This is a genomic window from Corynebacterium sp. ACRPH (genome assembly GCF_022347285.1).
GTDB lineage: Bacteria > Actinomycetota > Actinomycetes > Mycobacteriales > Mycobacteriaceae > Corynebacterium.
In genome coordinates this window covers 25838-44620 of record NZ_JAKRND010000010.1, presented here as the reverse complement: position 1 = coordinate 44620, position 18783 = coordinate 25838, and the positions used below count along the sequence as shown (strand labels likewise).

Here is an 18783-nt window from a genome sequence, read left to right as displayed (position 1 = left end):
CATGTATTCCGTGTGGGCTCCCCTGGCCGAAAACGTAGAACTAGTCCTGCAACCTGCGCAAACAAGCACCGATACCGATTCCGGCGCAAGCACAGGCACCGAACAGTGCATCCCCATGACTCGCGAGGCGGATAACTGGTTCCTCGCCGACGTTCCCGCCACCCCTGGCGACCGCTATGGCTTCTCCGTCGACGGCTCCCCCGTCTTCCCCGACCCGCGCTCCAAGCGCCAGCCCGACGGCATCCACGGCCTGTCCGAGGTGTGGCAAATCGACAAGCCACGCAAGCAGCTGGGTCGCCCGCTGCGCGGCGAGGTCCTCTACGAGCTGCACATCGGCACTTTCACCCCGGAGGGTACCTTCGACGCCGCGATTGACAAGCTCGACGAGCTCAAAGCTGTGGGCGTCACCGCCATCGAGCTCATGCCCGTGCAACCCTTCGGCGGCGAGCGTAACTGGGGCTACGACGGCGTGATGTGGCACGCGGTCACGGACGTTTACGGTGGTCCGGACGGATTGTTGAGACTTATTGACGCCGCCCACGACCGCGACCTGGCCGTGGTGTTGGACGTGGTGTACAACCACTTCGGCCCCGACGGTAACTACACCGGGGTGTTCGGCCCCTACACCGCTGGTGGTTCGACCGGCTGGGGTGACGTGGTGAACCTGCAGGGCCGGGATTCCGACGAGGTGCGCACCTACATCTTGGAGGCAGTGCGCCAGTGGACCCAGGAGTTCGGGGTGGACGGCCTGCGCCTGGACGCGGTGCACGCGCTGGACGACACGGGCGCGGTGAGCCTAATCGAGCAGATCCGCGACGCGGCCGAGCCCGCCTGGATCATGGCCGAATCCGACCAGAACGATCCCGTGTACACCGAGGGCTACAAGGTCGCGCAGTGGAACGACGACATCCACCACGCCATCCACACCGTGGTCTCCGGCGAGGATCACGCCTACTACTCCGACTTCGGCACGGTGGAGGTGCTGGCCACGGCGTTCCAGCGAGTGTTCTGGCACGACGGGCGATATAGCTCCTTCCGCGGGCGCACGCACGGCAGGCCGGTGACGGACCCGGAGCTGTGGCGCTTTGTGACGTACACGACCACCCACGACCAGACCGGCAACCGCGCGGCGGGTGACCGGCCGAGCATGAACCTGTCGGTGAACCAGCAGCTGGCGAAGGCCACGCTGGTGCTGACCAGCCCGTTTACCCCGATGCTGTTCATGGGCGAAGAGTGGGGAGCCTCCACCCCGTTTGCGTTCTTCGTCGACCACGAGAACGAGGAGCTCAACCAGGCCACCCGCGAGGGCCGCATGCGCGAGTTCGCGCGCGCCGGGTGGGATCCGAAGGAAGTGCCGAACCCGGCAGCGGAGGAAACCTTCCGGAACAGTGTGCTGCGGTGGACGGAGCGCACGGAGCACCCGCACGCGGAGGTGCTGCGCGGGTACACGGATCTGCTGGAGTTCCGCCGCACCCACCGCCTGGCCGAGGCGGAGCTGCTAGACGTCCGCTGGTGGGCCGACGGCGAAGAGCCGGTTAGCGAGGCCCTGGCGGGAGTGAACCCGACGGTGGCGCCGGTCGACGCAGGCGACGAGCTGGCGCACGGCCGCTGGATCGAGCTGACCTACCAGGCCCCGGAATCGCTGGTAAAGGTGACCGTGAACCTGGCCGACGCGCCGCACGATGGGCTGGGGCTCGACCCGTGGGAGGCGCGCTACAGAGCCGAGTAGCTAGCCGCAGCTGGCCGGTTAGTTGGCCGGTTATTGCCAGCTGCGCACGTGGTGCAGCAGCATGCGGTTCTTGCGCTGCGAGCGGTCCATCTTCACGCCGATCTCCCGCAGGATCGCGATGGCCTCCGGAATGTGCGGCCCCTTGTTCAGCATGATGCACTCGGCGCGCAGCGCCCACGCCACGTCGGTGATCTCCGCGCGGGTAGGCAACCCGGACTTCGCCATCGATTCCAGCACCTGGGTGGCGATGATCAGCGGCACGTGCGCGGCCTCCACCATCGCCATCACCTGGCCGGGCACCTCCGCCATGCAGGCAAAGCCCATCTCCACTGCCAAGTCGCCGCGCGCAAGCATCACGCCGAACTTCGCGTGCCGCATGCCCTCCAGCAGGATGGTGGTCAGGTTCTCGAACGCCGGAATCGTCTCGATCTTCAGCACCAGGCCCAGGTCGTCGGCGCCCAGCTCATGGAACTTCTCCAGCACATAGGCCACGTCCTCGCGGGAGCGGATGAAGCTCACTGCAGCCATGTCCGCGTGCTCGGCCACGAACGCCAGCGCGGCCTCATCCTCCTCGGTCAGGCTCGGCAGCGGCAACTCCGTGTCGGGCAGGTTGATGCCCTTGTACTCCGCCAGCTTCGCCCCGCCGCGGGTGACCAGCAGCTCCGCCTCGACCGTCTCCTCTGGGCCTACTGTGCCTACTGTGCCCCCTGTGCTCTCTGTGTCCAGGGTTCCCCGCTTCCCCACCACCTTAGCCGCAATTGCGCCATCGTCGAACAGCACCTGCTGGCCTACCTCTAGTGCTCGCACTGCCTCCGGCAGCGTACAGCTGATCTTCGGGATGTCACCGTCCTGCGGGTCGCACACCACGTCGGCGCTGGTCAAAACAATCCTATCGCCGGTCTGCGGCCGCAGCTTCTGCAGCACCTGTGGCACCGCTCCCACCGCCGTCTTTGCGTTCTCCGTTTTCAGCTCCGCGCCGAGCTGCAGGTAGATGTTCTGTTGCCCCTTCGCCAGGGCGCCCTCGCTGTCTTTCTTAATGACGCCCAGCTTCCGCTTCTTGCCGCGTGCGTCCTCCACACGGATCGTCTCTCCAACCTCCAGGGCATCAAAGAACTCCCGGGAGACGTGCACGCTCACGATGGGGCGGCCCAGCGTGTTCTCCGCCATGGGGGCCTCAGCCAGCTCACGATCCTCCGGGATCATCCACAGGCGGCAAGGCTGGATGACCGTGCCCGCGTCGTCCCGCTGCACACGCACGCGCACCACCGCCGGGCCCGGCGCGATGCGGCCGGTGCGGATCTTCGGCCCGGCCAGGTCCATGCTGACGGGGATGTAACGCCCCGCGGCCTTACCGGCCGCGCGGACGTTGTCGATCATCCGCTTCCATACCTCCGGCCCGTCATGGGCGCAGTTGATGCGCGCCAGCTCCATGCCGGAATCCACCAGCCGGGCTACCAGCTCCTGGTCGTAGGCGGCCTCGATCGGCAGGGTGACCATGATGTACGAGGAGTCCCCTGGCAAAGCTTCTACCCCGAAGAGAGCCTCCGTGTGCTGTTCAAGCAGCTCATCGGCCCCCACGATGGCGTCAGAAACACCCTCCTCAGCGAACTGCGGCGAGCGACCATCCAGAGCAGAGACCACGTTGTGCGCGGCTTGCAAGCGCGCCTTAACCGCCGGCTCCGCAGTGGACAGGCGCGTGGCGCCCAGGCTCTCCAGATTCCCCTGCAGGCCGCGGCGGTCGCTGGTGCGCAACGTGGTGTAGTGCACCAGGTTGCGGGCGCCGACGAAGTGGGTCGGCGCGGTGGCGCTGATCTCCGGGTACCAGTGCAGGGTTTGGCTATCGAGTTCGTCGAGGAGTTCCTCGATCGCTTCTAGAACGGCTTGCTTGTTGACCTGCATGGTGAAGGGACGTCTCCTTGGGAAGTGCGCGGCTGCGCGAGCGTTGTGTCCCTTCTATCGTGTCAGGTTGGCCGGGGTTGCGCTCGGCAAAGATGATGCGGGGCTATAGCTCGGCAATAGCTCGGCAGCAGCTCTAAGAGAAAATGTCCTCCCACGTGGAAGCCTTCAGCGCCCCCATCAAGGACGGAGACTTGTTCACGCGCATCTCCGGGGCCAGGAGGAACTGCACCTCCTCGTCGCCGTCGATGAGGGTGAGGTAGACATCCGAATCGCCCTTGTTCTGGCTGAGCACGCGGCGCAGATTGGCCATGTTGTCGGGAGTTGCCTGGTCTACGCGGAGGTTCAGGCGCAGCGGCACGCCGGAGCCCGCGCCGACGGTGAGCTCTGCCGACTTGATGTCTTGGCAGAACAGGCGCATATCGTCTTCGCGGTAGTTGATCTTCGCCTTAGCCAGAACGATGGCGTCCTCGACGATCTGCGGGGCCACAATCTGGTAAGTCTTCGGGAACACCAGTAGCTCCACCTGCGCGCCGTGCTGGTCCTCCAGCGTGGCGATTGCCCAGGGGTTGCCGTTGCGGTCGATGCGGCGCTCGACGGCCGAGATGATGCCGCCGATCTTCAGGTCCTTGTTGTTCGGCAGTTCGCCGGACAGCACGGTAGTCAGGGGCGTGTCGACCTGCGCATCCAGCGCGTCCTCGAAGCCGTCCAACGGGTGACCGGAAACGTACAGGCCCAGCATGTCGCGCTCGAGGGCCAGCTGGTGCTTTCGCTCCCACTCCTGGTCGGGCACCTCAACGCGGAAGACATCGCCCGCACCATCGTCGCCGCCCAGGCCTGCAAAGAGGTCGAACTGGCCCTTCGCGGCGGCCTTCTTGGTGGCGGTGACGGCATCCACCGCGTCCTCGTGGACCAGCACCATGCCCTTGCGCGGATGGCCCAGCGAGTCGAATGCTCCGGCCTTAATCAGAGACTCGGTGACGCGCTTATTCGCCGCTACCAGGTCGATCTTGTCCAGGTAGTCGGAGAAGTCGGTGAACGCACCCTTTTCCTCGCGGGAGGCGATGATGGAATTCACCACATCCTCGCCCACGTTGCGCACCGCGCCCAGGCCGAAGCGGATGTCCTCGCCGACGGACTGGAAGGTGTAGCGTGAATCGTTGACATCCGGCGACAGCACCCGAATGCCCAGGTGGCGGCAGTCTGCCAGGTAGATCGCGGACTTGTCCTTCTTATCCGCCACGGAGGTCAGCAACGCGGCCATGTACTCCGGCGCGTAGTTGGCCTTCAGGTATGCGGTCCAGAAGGAAACCAGGCCGTAACCCGCGGCGTGGGACTTGTTAAATGCGTAGCCGGCGAACGGCAGGATCGTATCCCACAGCGTCTTGATGGCATCGGCGGAGTAGCCGTTGGCCTCCATACCGGATTCGAAGGTGACGAACTCCTTTTCCAGCACCTCCGGCTTCTTCTTACCCATTGCCTTACGGAAGCCATCGGCCTGGCCGGCGGTGTAGTTCGCGACCTTCTGGGAGATCTTCATGATCTGCTCCTGGTACACGATCAGGCCGTAGGTCTCCTCGAGGATCTCGTGCAGCGCTTCTTCCAGCTCCGGGTGGATCGGCACGATCGGCTTGCGGCCGTTCTTACGGTCGGCGTACTCCCAGTGCGCGTCCACACCCATCGGACCCGGTCGGTACAGCGCCAGCGCGGCCACGATGTCATTGAAGCCCGTGGGCTTCATACGCTTCAGCAGCTTCTGCATGCCCGCGGAATCCAGCTGGAACACGCCCAGCGTCTCGCCGCGCGCCAGCAGCTCGTAGGTGGGGTCATCCACCGTGTCGAGGTTTTCCAGGTCCAGATCGAAGCCGCGGTTGGTCTTGATGTTTTCTAGGGCGTCACCAATAACCGTAAGGTTTCGCAGCCCCAGGAAGTCCATCTTCAGCAACCCGATGGCCTCACAGGCGGGGTACGGCCAGCCGGTGATCAGCGCGCCGTCCTGCTTGCGCTTCCACATGGGGATGCAGTCCAACAGCGGCACGCTGGACATAATCACGGCACAGGCGTGCACACCGGCTTGGCGGATCACGCCTTCCAAGCCGAGTGCGTCCTTGTAGATCTTCGCCACGTCCGGATCGGTTTCGATCAGCTGGCGAACCTCGGCGGCCTCGGGGTAACGCTCGTGCTCGGGGTCGGTGATGCCGTGGAGTGGAATGTCCTTGGCCATGATCGCCGGCGGTAGGGCCTTGGTGATCCGGTCGGCCATCTGGAAGCCCGCCTGGCCGTAGTGGGCGCGCGCGGAGTCCTTGATGGCCTGCTTCGTCTTCACCGTGCCGAAGGTGATCACCTGGGCGATCTTGTCCTCTCCCCACCGGTCGGCGGCGTAGCGGATCATTTCGCCACGGCGGCGATCGTCGAAGTCGATATCGATATCGGGGGCGGATGGGCGCTCGGGGTTCAGGAAGCGCTCGAACAGCAGGCCGTGTTCCATCGGGTCGATGTTCGTGATCGTCAGGGCATAGGCGACCAGCGCGCCGGCAGCCGAACCACGGCCGGGGCCGACACGGATGCCCACGGAACGGGCGTACTTAATCAGCTCGGCGACGATCAGGAAGTAGGACGGGTAGCCCTTCATGTCGATCACGCTGATCTCGTACTTCGCGCGGTCGATGTACTCGGCGGGCACTTCCTTGCCCGGGAAGCGCTCCTCCAGGCCCTTCATCACCTCGTGGGTCAGCCAGGTTGTCGGCGTGTGACCTTCCGGCACGTCGGCGATGGGCATGCGGTCGTGCGGGTGCTCCTCCCAGATCTCGGAGTAGTCCTGCACGCGCTCGGCCACCCACAGGGTGTTGTCGCAGCCCTTCGGCACTTCCTTGTCCCACTGCGCGCGGATGTCCTCCGCGCTGCGCACGTAGTAGCCGGTGCCGGAGAACGCGAAGCGCTTACCGCCCTGGTCCAGAGTCGGCTCGTCCAGCGTGGAACCGGTCTGCACGCACAGCATCACCTCGTGTGCCGGGGCCTGCTGCTCCAGCACGTAGTGGCAGTCATTGGTCACCAGCGGCGGCAGCTCGAGCCTGCGGCCGATCTCCAGTAGGTCGTCGCGCACCCGCTTTTCGATCTCCAGGCCGTGGTCCATCAGCTCCAGGAAGAAGTTGTCCTTGCCGTAGATGTCCTGCCACATTCCAGCGGCCTCCAGGGCCTTGTCGAACTGCCCCAGGCGCAGGCGGGTCTGCACGTCGCCGGACGGGCAGCCGGTGGTGGCGATGATGCCCTCGGAATGCTGGGCGATCAGCTCGGCATCCATGCGGGGCCATTTGCCCAGCTGACCTTCGTAGCTGGCCATGGAGGACAGGTAGAACAGGTTGCGCAGGCCGGTCGCGTTCTCCGCGATCATCGTCTGGTGCAGGTAGGCACCGGAGGCCGACACATCGTCGGACTTCTGCTCCGGCTTGCCCCAGCGCACACGCTGCTGGTTAAAGCGGGATTCCGGGGCGATGTAGGCCTCGATGCCGATGATGGGCTTCACGCCAGCGTCGGTCATCGCACGGTAGAAGGCGTCCGCGCCATACATGTTTCCGTGATCAGTCATTCCGACGGCGGGCATCCCCTGCCGCACCACCTCTTTGGCCAAGAGATCGACCTTGGCCATGCCGTCGAGCATGGAGTACTCGGTGTGGTTATGCAGGTGGACAAAGGAGGAACCGCTCATGATTGGCCATCATAGCGCGTCGCAAAAATCGCATTTTTCGGCACATGCGATTCCTTATCGCTATACAGTTATTTTTCATGAAAAAAGATATTCGCCTCGCAGTGGCGCACCTGGACGCACCCTTCGCGGTGTTGGATCTGGATGCCGCCAGAGCCAACGCCTTGGACATGGCGCACCGTTCCCGCGGTACCCCGATTCGGGTGGCCAGTAAATCGCTCCGCATCCGTTCGCTGATCTCGGAGGTCCTCACCCTCCCCGGCTATCGCGGCATTCTGGCCTATAACCTCAATGAAGCCCTGTGGCTGTGCCAGGAGCAGGTCAGCGATGACATCCTCGTCGCCTACCCCTCCACCCACCGCGAGGGGCTGCACCGCCTGATCCACGATGCGCGCGCAATGGAATGCGTGACCCTCATGGTGGATTCGATTGCTCACCTGGACTTTATTGATGCTGTGGTACCACCCCGTGAGCGCGGTGAGGTACGGGTCTGTATTGATATTGACGCCGCATTGCGCGCCGGCCCCGTTCACATCGGAGCTCTACGCTCTCCCCTGCACACGGCTGACGAGGTGCGTGAGATCGCCCGGCAGGTTCGCCAGCGCGAAGGCTTCCGCCTGGTCGGTTTGATGGCTTATGAGGGCCAGGTGGCGGGCACCACCGACACTTCCCCGGCGATCGCGGCGATGAAGGCGCTGTCCGTCCGCGAGCTGGCCGGCCGCCGCGCGAAGATCGTCGCCGCCGTCGCAGAAGAACTGCGGGTAGCGGGCCTGCCCCCTTTGGAGTTCGTCAACGGCGGCGGCACCGGCTCCATCGAAACCACCAGCGCGGAGGCCGCGGTCACCGAGATCGGCGCGGGCTCCGGCATCATCGGCCCGGCCCTGTTCGACCACTATCGGCAGTTCCAGCCCACTCCGGCGGAGTGGTTCGTGGTGCCAGTCGTGCGCCGCCCTGCGGAGGACACGGTGACGGTGGCCGGCGGCGGCCGCGTCGCCTCCGGCCCGGCTGGCAAAGACCGACTGCCGGTCGTCGACTGGCCCCGCGACCTGAAGATGGCACCCCTGGAAGGCCCGGGTGAGGTACAGACTCCCCTGACCGGCCCCGCCGCCCGCAACCTCCGCCTCGGCGACCACGTTTGGATGCGCCATGCGAAGGCCGGCGAAGCAACTGAATACATCGATACCGTGCTGGTCGTCTCGGCCGGCGAAATCATCGCGGAGTGGCCCACCTACCGCGGCGAAGGAAAGAGTTTTGTCTGATGAGCACCACCACAACCCGCAAGCCCGCTTATAACTCTCGCTGGGTCAACTGGTCCGGTGTCTCCGCCGCCCAGCCGCGCAAACAGGTCGCACCGCGTGATGAGGCCGAGCTGATCCAGATCATTCAGCGGGCAGCTGCCTCCGGCGAGAGGGTCAAGCCCATCGGTGCTGGCCACTCCTTCACCTCCGTGGCCGCCACGGAGGGCATCCAAGTGAGCCTGGACAACCTGGCCGGACTCATCCGCTTCGACCCGGATAAGATGACCGCCCGCCTGCGCGCGGGCACCCGGCTGCGGGACGTGCCGGGCATCCTGGCTCCCCTGGGCGTGGCGCTGGCCAACCAGGGCGACGTGGATCCGCAGTCGCTGGCAGGCGCGATCGGCACCAGCACCCACGGAACAGGGCTGGGCTTCACCGGCTTCGCCGGAATGCTGCGCGCCTTCCGCATCATCACCCCGGACGGCCAAGCGCACGAGTGCTATCCGGGCGCAGACGGCATCGCCGGCGAGCTATACGACATCGCGCGCGTTTCCCTGGGCGCCTACGGCATCATCACCGAGGTGGAGATGGACGTGGTGGATACCTTCGTCCTCCACGCGGTCGAGCGCGCAGAGCCGAACGACGAGGTGGTGGAGAACTTCGCCGAGCGGGTACGCGGCAAGGATCACCTGGAGTTCTACTGGTTCCCCGGCACCGACGTGGCCCACGTGAAGACGAACACCCGCCTGGCGGGCAACACTCCCACCAACCCGATCCCGCGGTGGAAGGAGGTGCTGGACGACGAGCTGCTGAACAACGGTGCATACCGGGTGATGAACGATCTGGCGCACCACTTCCCCTCCTTATGCCGGCCTTTCGCCAAGCTGAGCGCGAAGACGCTGGCGCAGCGGGAGTACTCCAACGTCGCTCACGACGTGTTCGTCAGCGCCCGTCGAGTGCGTTTCAACGAGATGGAATACTCGGTGCCGCTGGCCGATGCCCGCGAGATCCTGCGGGACGTCCAGCACACCATGAACACTTGCGGCGAGCAGGTGCTCTTCCCCATCGAGGTCCGTGCCACGGCGGCGGACGACGTGCCGCTATCCACGGCTAAGGGCCGCGAGTCCTGCTACATCGCCATCCACCGCTACAACAAGGACAGCCACCAGGCGCTGTTCCGTCACATCGAGCCGATCTTCAAGGCCGCTTCCGGTGGCCGCCCGCACTGGGGCAAGCTGCACACCCTCACCCACGAGGATCTGCTGGAGCGGCACGAGGATCTGGCGCGGGCATGTGGGATCCGCGCGAAGGTGGATCCGCAGGGCATGATGCGCAACGCGATGATCGATCGCGTTTTCGGGCTGGCCTAACTCAGCTTTTTCACCCGCCGCACCCGCGGCGGGCGGTTGCGCACAAGGTCGACGATGAAGACGATCACCGCGATCCAGATCAGCACGAAGCCAACCCAGCGGGCGGGCTCGATGTGCTCGTTGTTCACGAACACCGCCCACAGCATCTGAATCACTGGCGTGATGTACTGCACCATTCCCAGACTGGTCAGCGACATTTCCTGCGCGGCGCGTGCGAAGCACAGCAGCGGCAATGCGGTCACCACGCCCGCCAGCATCAGCAGTGCTGCGTGGCCGGCACCCAGCTGCACAAAAGTATTGGTGCCCTGGGATTGCAGGAACCCCAGGTAAATCAGCCCTACCGGCGCCAGTACAAGAGTTTCGGCGGTGAGGGACTGAATGGGCGTCAAACGAACCTGCTTTTTCACTAGCCCGTAGAACCCGAAACTAAAGGCCAGACCCAAAGAGATGATCGGCGGCGAGCCGAGTGCGACTGTCAGAACGACCACGGCGATGGTGGCAATGCCGACGGAAACCAGCTGCAGGCGGCGCAGCTTCTCCCCCAGTACGATCACTCCCAGCAGCACGCTGACCAGTGGGTTTACAAAGTATCCGAGGGCAGCGTCCGCGACGTGGTTGTTGTTCACCGCGTAGATGTACAGCCCCCAGTTCACGCTGATCAGCACCGCGGCGGCAGAGACGATCCACCACTGGCGCGCCGTGATCGCCCGCAGCTGCTTGTACCCGCGCACTGCAGCGAGCAGCAACAGCATGAACACCAGCGTCCACACGAAGCGGTGCGCCAGGATCTCCATTGGCGTCGCCGGCTGCAGGAGGGGGAAGAATGCGGGGAAAAGCCCCCACATCAGGTAGGACAGCAGGCCCCAGATCACTTATCTAGCTCCCATCGGTCGAATTCCAATACGCCCATAGACCGCCTCGGGGTCCGCGGGCTCCACGGCGTATGCCCGCTGCGCGAGTTCGCGGAGCTGCTCGGGCGTGGCGTGAACCAGCACCCCGTCGATCCGGAGCTTCTCCGGCTCGGTCTGCGCACTGCGGGCCATCCGTCCTACTGCCTGATTGATGACATCGGCGCGGGTGCGGCCCACCGCCGGCTCGGGCAGCACAGCCTGCGCGGTCGCTCCGAAGTATAGGGTACTCACGCGCGCATCCAGGCCCTGCACCAGGTCGATCACCGCCTTAGAGTCCCACGGGTGTTCCGGGTCGGGGGAAACTAGTGCCCAGCGAGGTTCGTCCCCGGTCATCTGGTCTAGCTGCTCGCGTGCATGCTCCCGGTACTGCGCCGGGGTGCCGTCGAAGGGGCCGAGCTGGTCGCCGTTGATGTTCGGCGGTTTCGAGGTCAGGTCCGAGGTGCTCATGGCTATGACGCCCAGTCCCATCGCAATGAGGCACAGTCCGGAAAGCCAGGCTACCCAGGCGGGCCGGCGCGTATCCTCCCAGTCCAGCTGGCGCTGCCGCTTCTTGTTCGCCTTCAACTGCTGGGGGCTGCGTCCCCGATACTGCCGTTCTTGGCTCACGGGTGTGTCCCTTCACCGGAACCCGGCGTGGCTATACCGTTGGCATCCCGCAGCCTGTCGAGGGCCAGCTGCAGATCCTCCGGGTACGGCGAGCAGACGGTCTTCCAGGAGCCATCAGGGTGCGGAAAGCCCAGCTCCACGGCGTGCAGCCACTGGCGGATGAGCCCCAGCTTCTCCGCGAGCTTCGGATCGCTGCCGTACATCGGGTCGCCGCACAGCGGGTGATGCAGCGCAGAGAAGTGCACGCGGATCTGGTGGGTGCGGCCTGTTTCCAGCTTCACCTCCAGCAGACTGGCTTGGCGGTGCGCCTCCAGCGTGTCGTAATGGGTGATGGCATGTTTGCCGTCTTCGCGCACGCTAAAGCGCCAGCCCGCGGACGGGTGGCGGCCGATCGGCGCGTCAATCGTTCCGGAGGTCGGGTCCGGGTGGCCTTGAACCAACGCATGGTAGGTCTTGGAAACCTCCCGGTCGCGGAAGGCATTCTTCAGCACGGTGTAGGCGCGCTCGCTGGCGGCGACAATCATCACCCCGGAGGTGCCGACGTCCAGGCGCTGCACGATGCCCTTGCGCTCCGGCGGGCCGGAAGTGGAGATGCGGAAGCCCGCGGCAGCCAGGCCGGAGGTCACGGTGGGGCCCTCCCAGCCGACGGTGGGGTGCGCGGCCACACCGACGGGCTTATCCACCACGATCACATCCTCGTCGGAGTAGAGGATGTCCATTCCCTCCACGTGCCGGGCGGGTTCTGCAGCCAGATCCCGCGGCGGGGCGGGCAGCGTCACGTCCAGCCACGCGCCTGCCACCAAGCGGTCGGACTTCCCCACCGGCGCCTGGTCTTGCAGGATGTCGCCGTCGGCAGCCAGCTCCGCCACTGCGGTACGGCTGAGCCCCAGCAGCTTGGATAAGCCGGAATCCACGCGCATGCCGGCCAGACCGTCCGGCACGGGCATCACTCGGTTCTCGCGAGTCATCGGCTCACCTCCTCGCTGGCATCCTCCTGTTCCTCACCGGCGTCCCCCTGTTCTTCCCGCTCCTCCCGTTCTTCACGCACGTGATTCGCTGGCTCGATGAAGAACGCGTAGATCAGGTAGCAGACAACACCGACGGTGATGGCGGCGTCCGCAACATTAAAGATCGCGAAGCTACCGAAAGAAAGAAAGTCCACAACGTGCCCGTGCATGCCCCCGGGCTCGCGAAACATGCGATCCAGCAGGTTGCCCGCCGCACCGCCGCCGATCAGGCCGATCGGTAGCGCCCCGGCCATGTAGCGCGTGCGCAGAGCCAGAACAATGCAGGCCAGGAACGCGATTAGCTGGAATACGGAGAAGATGATGGTGACGTTCGTCCCCATGGAAAAAGCCGCGCCGGGGTTGCGCACCAGATAAAGCCGGAAGAACTCGCCGATGACGGGGTAGGCCCGTTGCTCCTCTAGATTTTCGACGACCGCCCATTTAGTGATCTGGTCGACGACGATGATCCCGAACATCAGGGTCAAGGCGGCGAGAGATGCACGTTTTGAAGTCACGCTTATTCAGTCTAATGTCCGCCTGTTACGCTGTGAACTTGTGGGTATTTCTAGTAAGTCCGCGCTGGCTGTTTGCAGCGCCATTGGTATGGCCTTCACGACCGTCGCATGCTCTGACTCTGAGCAGCCGCAAGCTAAGCCGGCAGATGTGGCCGTGCCGGGCGTCAAGGTGGAGCTTGTAAGCCGCGGGGCTTCTCCCCAGGAGCCGATCGCCTGGTTCTCGCAGGAGGGCAGCCAGGAGGTCACGTACCACGCCACCCAAGGGTTCGCTCAGCACACTGTTGGTGCCGCTAAGGATGATGACGCCACCGCGTCGGCCACCGACGCCTCAGAGACGGCGAAGGAAGACGAGCAGCCGGATGTTGACGAGCTGGACTACGACGAGGTCACCATGAACCTGCCCTTGTCCGCCGAGGTCACGACTGACGGTAAGGGGCGCCAGACCAATGTGACCGTGGGCGAGCCAACCGGCACCAACGACGAGCGGAACGAGGACATCGCCACGGCCAAGGGCTTCAAGATGACCACTGAACAGGAAATCGACGGGCGCGCGACCTCCCGCAGCTACACCGCCCCCGATGAAGCCAGCGCGACCGCCCGCGCCAGCGTGGAATCCGCGCTGAACCAGATGAACGACTTCCCTTTGATCTTCCCCACCGAGCCCGTGGGAGTGGGCGCGAAGTGGACGGTTTCCAACCGCGTGGACGGCGACATTTCGATGACCCAGAAGGTCACTTATTCCCTGCTGGAACGCGAGGGGCAGACCGTCTCGCTCAAGGTGGAGGTTTCCCGTAGTCCTGCAGTGGCCACGTTGGCACAGACCGATCTGAAGGTGCTGGACGTCGAAACCGAGTCCAGCGGGCAGATCGCGCTGGATCTAAACAAGGTTCTGCCCACCCGGGGCCACATCAACGTGGAGACGAAGGTCACCTACGGGCAGGATGATTCCCCGGTCCGCGTGGTGCAAACCTCCACCTCGAAGTCGAAGTGGAGCCCTGAAAACTAACTCCCCCCCTGAAAAGGCAGGCGGCCTAGAGGTCCTTGCACATCGGCGGTACCTGATCCGGCAAGACGTTTTCCACCAGGGTGCAGGCCCAGCCCTGGTCCAGCTTCCACTTGCCGTCCTCGCTGACGAATTCCACGTCGCTGACCACGTGCGGTTCCTGGTCGGGCACGGTCAGGTTCACGGTTGCGTTGACGTTGCCGGGGGTCAGGCTGGGCAGTACGGGGTCGACGACTTCGAGGGTCGCGCCGGACTCGGTGCGGGACTTCGTCAGGGCGTCAAAAAGCTCCGGGGCCTGGTCGCCGTTCACGACCGTGTCCACCTTCTCCTCGGTCGGAACTTCCGGGTCTACGGCGCGGTTCAGCACGCCCGACAGCTCCTCCGCAGTCGGGGTTTCGTTCTCAGCCGCTTCAGAGGATTCAGCGGAGGTGGTGGCAGAGGAAGAGGAGGTGCTGTCGGAGGAATCGTCGTCGTTGCCGCAGGCGGAAAGGGTCAGCCCGGCAGCCAACACGGCGGATACCGCCGTTGCGCGAGTAAGGATCTTGGTGCTACGAGAGTGGCGCTGGGTAGAACGCACGAGAATGCTCCTTCGAAGATTGGACGGTGTAATGCTAATGATCGTGTGCAAATAACCGAGTAGGAAAATAGTGCTCGGTGGCACACTGCCGGAGACAGCTGTGCACATGGAGTACACGTTCCAAAAAAAAATTTGGGGAACCAGTTTCCGACTATACAAGCCATACTGTTGCAGATGTTATTCGTGTGATTTGCACCAAAAGGCACGAGCCGCCGACCAGGGATGGACATTACAGAAGCAGCCTCACCTATGCGTTGGCATACACGACTATTCCGTGGAGCTCATACGCTGCCGGGCAAACTGACTGAGCAACGCCAGCACTGCTATCCCGGCCGCGGAAATACAGAGAAGAGTTGGCGTCGCATTTACCGAAACCAGTAAAGCCCCGAAGATTGCCCCTAGTGCGGAGCCCAAGTAATTGGCGGAAGCATTCGCAGCCACGGCTGTAGCCCCGTCGGCCGGGTTCGCTTGAAGCAGGATGTGTTGCTGAGGTGCGAGCGAGGCCCACCCGCACATTCCCCATACGAACAAGCTAGCAACCATGATCCACGCGGTTTGGTCTTGTGTCATGCCGAGCAGCGCAAGAGTGAGACCCCCGAGTATGACCATGCTCAGTTGCAACGGGGCACGCCGGTCTAACAGTCTGCCTACACCTAGTGCTCCCACCGCGCCCCCAATGCCCCAGACCCAAATCGCAAGCGTCTGGTGAGACGCCAAGCTTCCTGCGGACAAAATCACGGTCATGTAGGTGTAAAGCCCAAGAGAAGCAACACCAGTCAGCAGAGTTACGGTCACCGTAACTAGATTTTTAGGTCGCGCGATCGAGAGCAATCGTTCCCGGGCACCAGAAGCAGGGATCTCTGGCAGCTCGCCTCCGCGCAGGACAATTCCCGCTAGCGCGGCGCCTCCGATAGCTGCGATCAGCAGCATGGCGGCTCGCCATCCCCATTGGTGTGCTAACGCCAGACCTGTCGGGACGCCAAATACGGTGCCGATTGCCAAACCCGCAAGAACCAGTGCCAATGCACGCCCACGATGTGCTTCCCCTGCAATCTCTGCCGCGACCGCGGATGACAAGGGCGAGTACACACCCGCTGCTGCGCCAGCCACCACTCGGGAGACTAAGAAGAACCCTACAGTCGGCGAAAACGCCGTGGCTAGGTTTGCCACAGTGAAGATAAGCAAGGACACGATGAGGCTCCACCGTGACCGCCTTCCTGCGCGTCCAGCCAACAAGGGCCCTGCTATCGCATATGAGCCGGTGAAGGCTGCTACGCCCAGGCCGACAGTAGCTTCGCGTGCGTCTAGCGATGAGGCGATAGTGGGAAGGAGACCAGCAACAACATATGCGTCCAGCCCGAGCGCGACACTCCCCACCACGAAGGGCCAGAGCCGTCCCATCATTCCTGTACCTCTGTAGAGACAGTATTGGCCACCACAGCGGAAAGCACTCCAGGGAACAAGCGATCGAGGTCTTCACTCCGCAACCGGATCAGACATGCACGCCCCTCGCTCCGGGTCCAAGTCACGCCCGACTCCCGCAACATACGGGTGTGGTACGTAAGCGTCGATCGAGGCAAGTCGTCCGCGAGCTCGAGACTGTCGTGCTCGAGCCCGTCAGCCAGACGTCGAATCATCTCGAGACGCGTGGGATCGCTCAGGGCGCCCAACACCCTGGCCAAGGTGATTTCATCAGTTTCTGGGTGGTGATACTTGCGAGGGGACATACAACCTCCTTCAATCGTGCAACAATACTTGCATGATAATCATGCAAGAATTACTGCACAACTTCATCCCATTCGCCGAGACTCGATCAACGCCTTCGATTAACGCGCCTAGGCGTCACGTAAATTGGTCACATGACTTCCAGCCCCTCGCAGAACTACCTGCAGATCCCCGTCCTCGGCACCGGCGGTACCATCAGTTGCACCCACTCCCCCGAAGGCGACCTTGTACCCACTCTGACCTGTGCAGACATTGTCAACCAGGCTCGTATTCCCCAGGGCTTCCAAGCCCTGCCGCACGACATCATGAGCATCGACTCCAGCTCCATCACCCTGCCCCAGATCGACGAGCTCGTCGCCCACATCGCACGCTTCTGTTCCCCCGCCCCGGCCGGCGTCGTGGTGCTGCACGGAACCGACACGATGGAGGAATCCGCACTCGCCGCCGCATGCGCTTTGGATCTTCCCTGCCCTGTTGTGTTTACGGGCGCCCAGCGCCCGGGTGATGACGCCGCACCGGACGGCCCGGCCAACCTTTCCCGCGCGTTCGCCGCACTTGCATCGGGGGAGCTTTCTGCGGGGGTTCACATCGTTTTCGGGGATGCCATCCTGCCCGCCCGCGGGGCTTACAAGGCTCACACCACTGCCGAAACGGCCTTCCGCAATGCACTGATTGACTCTGGGAAACACGATGGCGCGTCCCCCATCACGGATGGCACTGCCCTACCTCCGCTACAGGTAGCGGGGCTATACGTGCCCATCGTCAGCACCTTTGCGGGCGATGATGGGCAACTTATTCGGGCGCTGCGAGAGCAGGACAAGCGGGAGCAGGGCACAAAGGTTGGCGCCAAGGTAGGTGCCGTGGACGGCCTGGTGCTGGCCGCCATGGGCTCCGGCAACATTCCCACAGCTGTCGCCGAGGAGCTGGAGGCCTGGCGCGCGGAGCGTACCGCCGAGCTGCCGGTGGTGGTCTGCAGCCGGGTACCAACCGGCGGGATTTCCTTCGTCTACGGAGGTACGGGCGGCGGCGCCCAGCTGGCCCGCGCCGGCTTCCGTAGCGGCGGGGCGCTGCGTCCCAGCCAGGCGCGCATCGAATTGCTCTACAAACTCGCCCGCGCTCGCTAGTCCCCTCTCAGTTTCTAGTCCTCCGCCAGCCCGTCGAGGTCCCAGGCCAGGCTGTCCAGCGGGTCGGCGGGGCTTAGGTCTTCATCGTCAATGCGGAAGGTGCGGGTCTTCCCCGGGCCGGTCGCGGCGGTCTCGAAACGCACGCTGACCACCCCGTTGCCGGATCCCTGCACCCACCCGTGCCCGAACTCCACGTGCGATACATCCTGGGTGGCATGCCACACGGGGCGGGCCGTGGTGGCGTCATCAACCAAAGAACTAAACCCCGCATCGGTTTCAGGGGCGACGATGGGCACCGGCGGGCCGTCGAGTTCGGGGAACAGCAGCTCCTGGCGGTCGGCCACCAGCCCGGACACGCTCACCCCGACCAGGCGAAAGGCACCGGCCTGCTCGGGGCGTGGCATCAGGCGCTGGGCGAGGGCAAAGATCTTGTCGAAGTCCTCCGTCGGCGCGGGCAACCCGGCGGACTTCGTGTGCAGCTGAAAGTCGGTGGTGCGCGTCTTGACGGTCACAGTGCGGGCGGCGCGGCCGTCCTTCAACAGGCGGCGGTGCATGGCCAGCGCGGTCTCGTGCAGCACGCGCATGGCCTCTGCGGTGGTGCGCGCGTCCACCTGCAAAGTCCTTTCCGCGCTGACTTGCTTGGCGGGCGCGCGGGGAGCGACGGGCCGCGGGTCGTCGCCGGCGGCCATGCGCTGCACCTCGACCCCAACCGAGCCCAGGGCGCCGCGCACATCCGTGGTGTCGGCGGCAACGAACTGTCCGATCGTGTCGATCCCCATGGTGTGCAACTTGCCTTGTGCAACCTTGCCGATCCCCCACACGTCGCCAACGGGCCGGTCGGCGAAGACCTCCATGCGCGCCTCGGGCGGTACTACGAACACCCCGTGGGGCTTAGCCAGGTCGCTGGCCATCTTCGCGTCCAGCTTGGTCGCGGCCATGCCGACGGAAGCGGGCAGGCCGGTCTCCTCTTCGACTCTAGCCTGCAGGTTCTCGGCCCAGTCGCGGGCTTCCGCGGCGCTATCCAACCCCTGCGGCTCGGCGAAGCCCTCGTCCACGGATAGCTGTTCCACCACGCCAGCGTGGGAGCGGATGACCTGGAAGATGCGGCGGGAGGCGGCCGCGTACACCTCCTTGCGTGGTTTAACCACCACGGCGCGGTTGTTGCACAGGCGCACGGCCTGCCCCATCGGCATCGCCGAGCGGGCCCCGAAAGCCCGAGCCTCGTAGGAGGCACCGGCTACTACCCCACGGCCTCCCAAGCCACCGACCAGCACCGGCCTATCGCGCAGGGTCGGTCGGGTGAGCTGCTCGACGGAGGCGAAGAACGCATCCATATCGATGTGAGCCACCCAGCGCATGCGCGTACCCTGCGGGTCTTT

14 protein-coding genes are annotated in these 18783 nt (G+C 64.5%); 5 read left to right on the top strand and 9 right to left on the bottom strand.

Going from position 1 to position 18783, the window contains the following annotated elements; all coding sequences use genetic code 11:
• Nucleotide 1: 1 nt before the first annotated feature.
• Nucleotides 2–1729, top strand: coding sequence for a malto-oligosyltrehalose trehalohydrolase (gene treZ / locus MHX66_RS06735; protein WP_239201472.1), 1728 nt, complete (start codon nucleotides 2–4; stop codon nucleotides 1727–1729).
• A 30-nt stretch (nucleotides 1730–1759) separates the two neighbouring features.
• Here the strand turns inward: treZ and MHX66_RS06730 are convergent, their stop codons facing one another.
• The gene (locus MHX66_RS06730; RefSeq protein ID WP_239201469.1) at nucleotides 1760–3628 is read right to left on the bottom strand and encodes a pyruvate kinase; all 1869 of its coding nucleotides are present in this window, start codon (nucleotides 3626–3628) and stop codon (nucleotides 1760–1762) included.
• A gap of 133 nt (nucleotides 3629–3761) precedes the next feature.
• Nucleotides 3762–7334, bottom strand: a complete 3573-nt coding sequence (dnaE, locus tag MHX66_RS06725; RefSeq protein ID WP_239201642.1) for a DNA polymerase III subunit alpha — start codon at nucleotides 7332–7334, stop codon at nucleotides 3762–3764.
• Between the two features lie 74 nt (nucleotides 7335–7408).
• Here dnaE and MHX66_RS06720 point away from each other — a divergent pair, with 74 nt between their 5' ends.
• Together MHX66_RS06720 and MHX66_RS06715 are read left to right on the top strand one after the other, a co-directional pair.
• Nucleotides 7409–8587, top strand: a complete 1179-nt coding sequence (locus MHX66_RS06720) for an amino acid deaminase/aldolase (RefSeq protein WP_239201462.1) — start codon at nucleotides 7409–7411, stop codon at nucleotides 8585–8587.
• Nucleotides 8587–9936 (top strand): D-arabinono-1,4-lactone oxidase, encoded by a 1350-nt coding sequence (locus tag MHX66_RS06715; protein ID WP_239201459.1) that lies wholly within the window; start codon nucleotides 8587–8589, stop codon nucleotides 9934–9936. The genes MHX66_RS06720 and MHX66_RS06715 overlap by 1 nt, the downstream gene beginning before the upstream one ends.
• Here MHX66_RS06715 and rarD read toward each other — a convergent pair.
• From rarD to lspA, 4 genes are read right to left on the bottom strand one after another with little or no spacing between them, the layout of a single operon-like run.
• Nucleotides 9933–10808, bottom strand: coding sequence for an EamA family transporter RarD (rarD, locus tag MHX66_RS06710; protein ID WP_239201450.1), 876 nt, complete (start codon nucleotides 10806–10808; stop codon nucleotides 9933–9935). The genes MHX66_RS06715 and rarD overlap by 4 nt on opposite strands.
• Entirely contained in the window at nucleotides 10809–11453 is a 645-nt protein-coding gene (locus tag MHX66_RS06705; RefSeq protein ID WP_239201447.1) for a hypothetical protein, read from the bottom strand. It lies immediately after the preceding gene.
• Nucleotides 11450–12421 carry an RluA family pseudouridine synthase gene (locus tag MHX66_RS06700; RefSeq protein WP_239201444.1) on the bottom strand — a complete coding sequence of 324 codons (972 nt, stop codon included), beginning with the start codon at nucleotides 12419–12421 and terminating at the stop codon, nucleotides 11450–11452. Before MHX66_RS06700 ends, MHX66_RS06705 begins: the two co-directional genes overlap by 4 nt.
• Complete coding sequence (lspA, locus tag MHX66_RS06695) at nucleotides 12418–12975, bottom strand: signal peptidase II (protein WP_239201441.1); 558 nt, start codon at nucleotides 12973–12975, stop codon at nucleotides 12418–12420. The genes MHX66_RS06700 and lspA overlap by 4 nt, the downstream gene beginning before the upstream one ends.
• A 40-nt stretch (nucleotides 12976–13015) precedes the next feature.
• Between lspA and MHX66_RS06690 the strand changes: the two genes are divergently transcribed.
• On the top strand, nucleotides 13016–13981 hold the full coding sequence (locus tag MHX66_RS06690) for a DUF6263 family protein (RefSeq protein WP_239201438.1): 966 nt from the start codon (nucleotides 13016–13018) through the stop codon (nucleotides 13979–13981).
• A 25-nt stretch (nucleotides 13982–14006) separates the two neighbouring features.
• Here the strand turns inward: MHX66_RS06690 and MHX66_RS06685 are convergent, their stop codons facing one another.
• On the bottom strand, nucleotides 14007–14555 hold the full coding sequence (locus MHX66_RS06685) for a hypothetical protein (protein WP_239201434.1): 549 nt from the start codon (nucleotides 14553–14555) through the stop codon (nucleotides 14007–14009).
• 267 nt (nucleotides 14556–14822) lie between these two features.
• Entirely contained in the window at nucleotides 14823–15956 is a 1134-nt protein-coding gene (locus tag MHX66_RS06680; RefSeq protein WP_239201640.1) for an MFS transporter, read from the bottom strand.
• 458 nt (nucleotides 15957–16414) lie between these two features.
• Between MHX66_RS06680 and MHX66_RS06670 the strand changes: the two genes are divergently transcribed.
• A complete protein-coding gene (locus MHX66_RS06670; RefSeq protein WP_239201432.1) occupies nucleotides 16415–17404 on the top strand; it encodes an asparaginase in 990 nt (329 codons plus the stop codon).
• A 14-nt stretch (nucleotides 17405–17418) separates the two neighbouring features.
• Here the strand turns inward: MHX66_RS06670 and MHX66_RS06665 are convergent, their stop codons facing one another.
• Nucleotides 17419–18762 carry a DNA polymerase IV gene (locus tag MHX66_RS06665; RefSeq protein ID WP_239201430.1) on the bottom strand — a complete coding sequence of 448 codons (1344 nt, stop codon included), beginning with the start codon at nucleotides 18760–18762 and terminating at the stop codon, nucleotides 17419–17421.
• Nucleotides 18763–18783 lie beyond the last annotated feature (21 nt).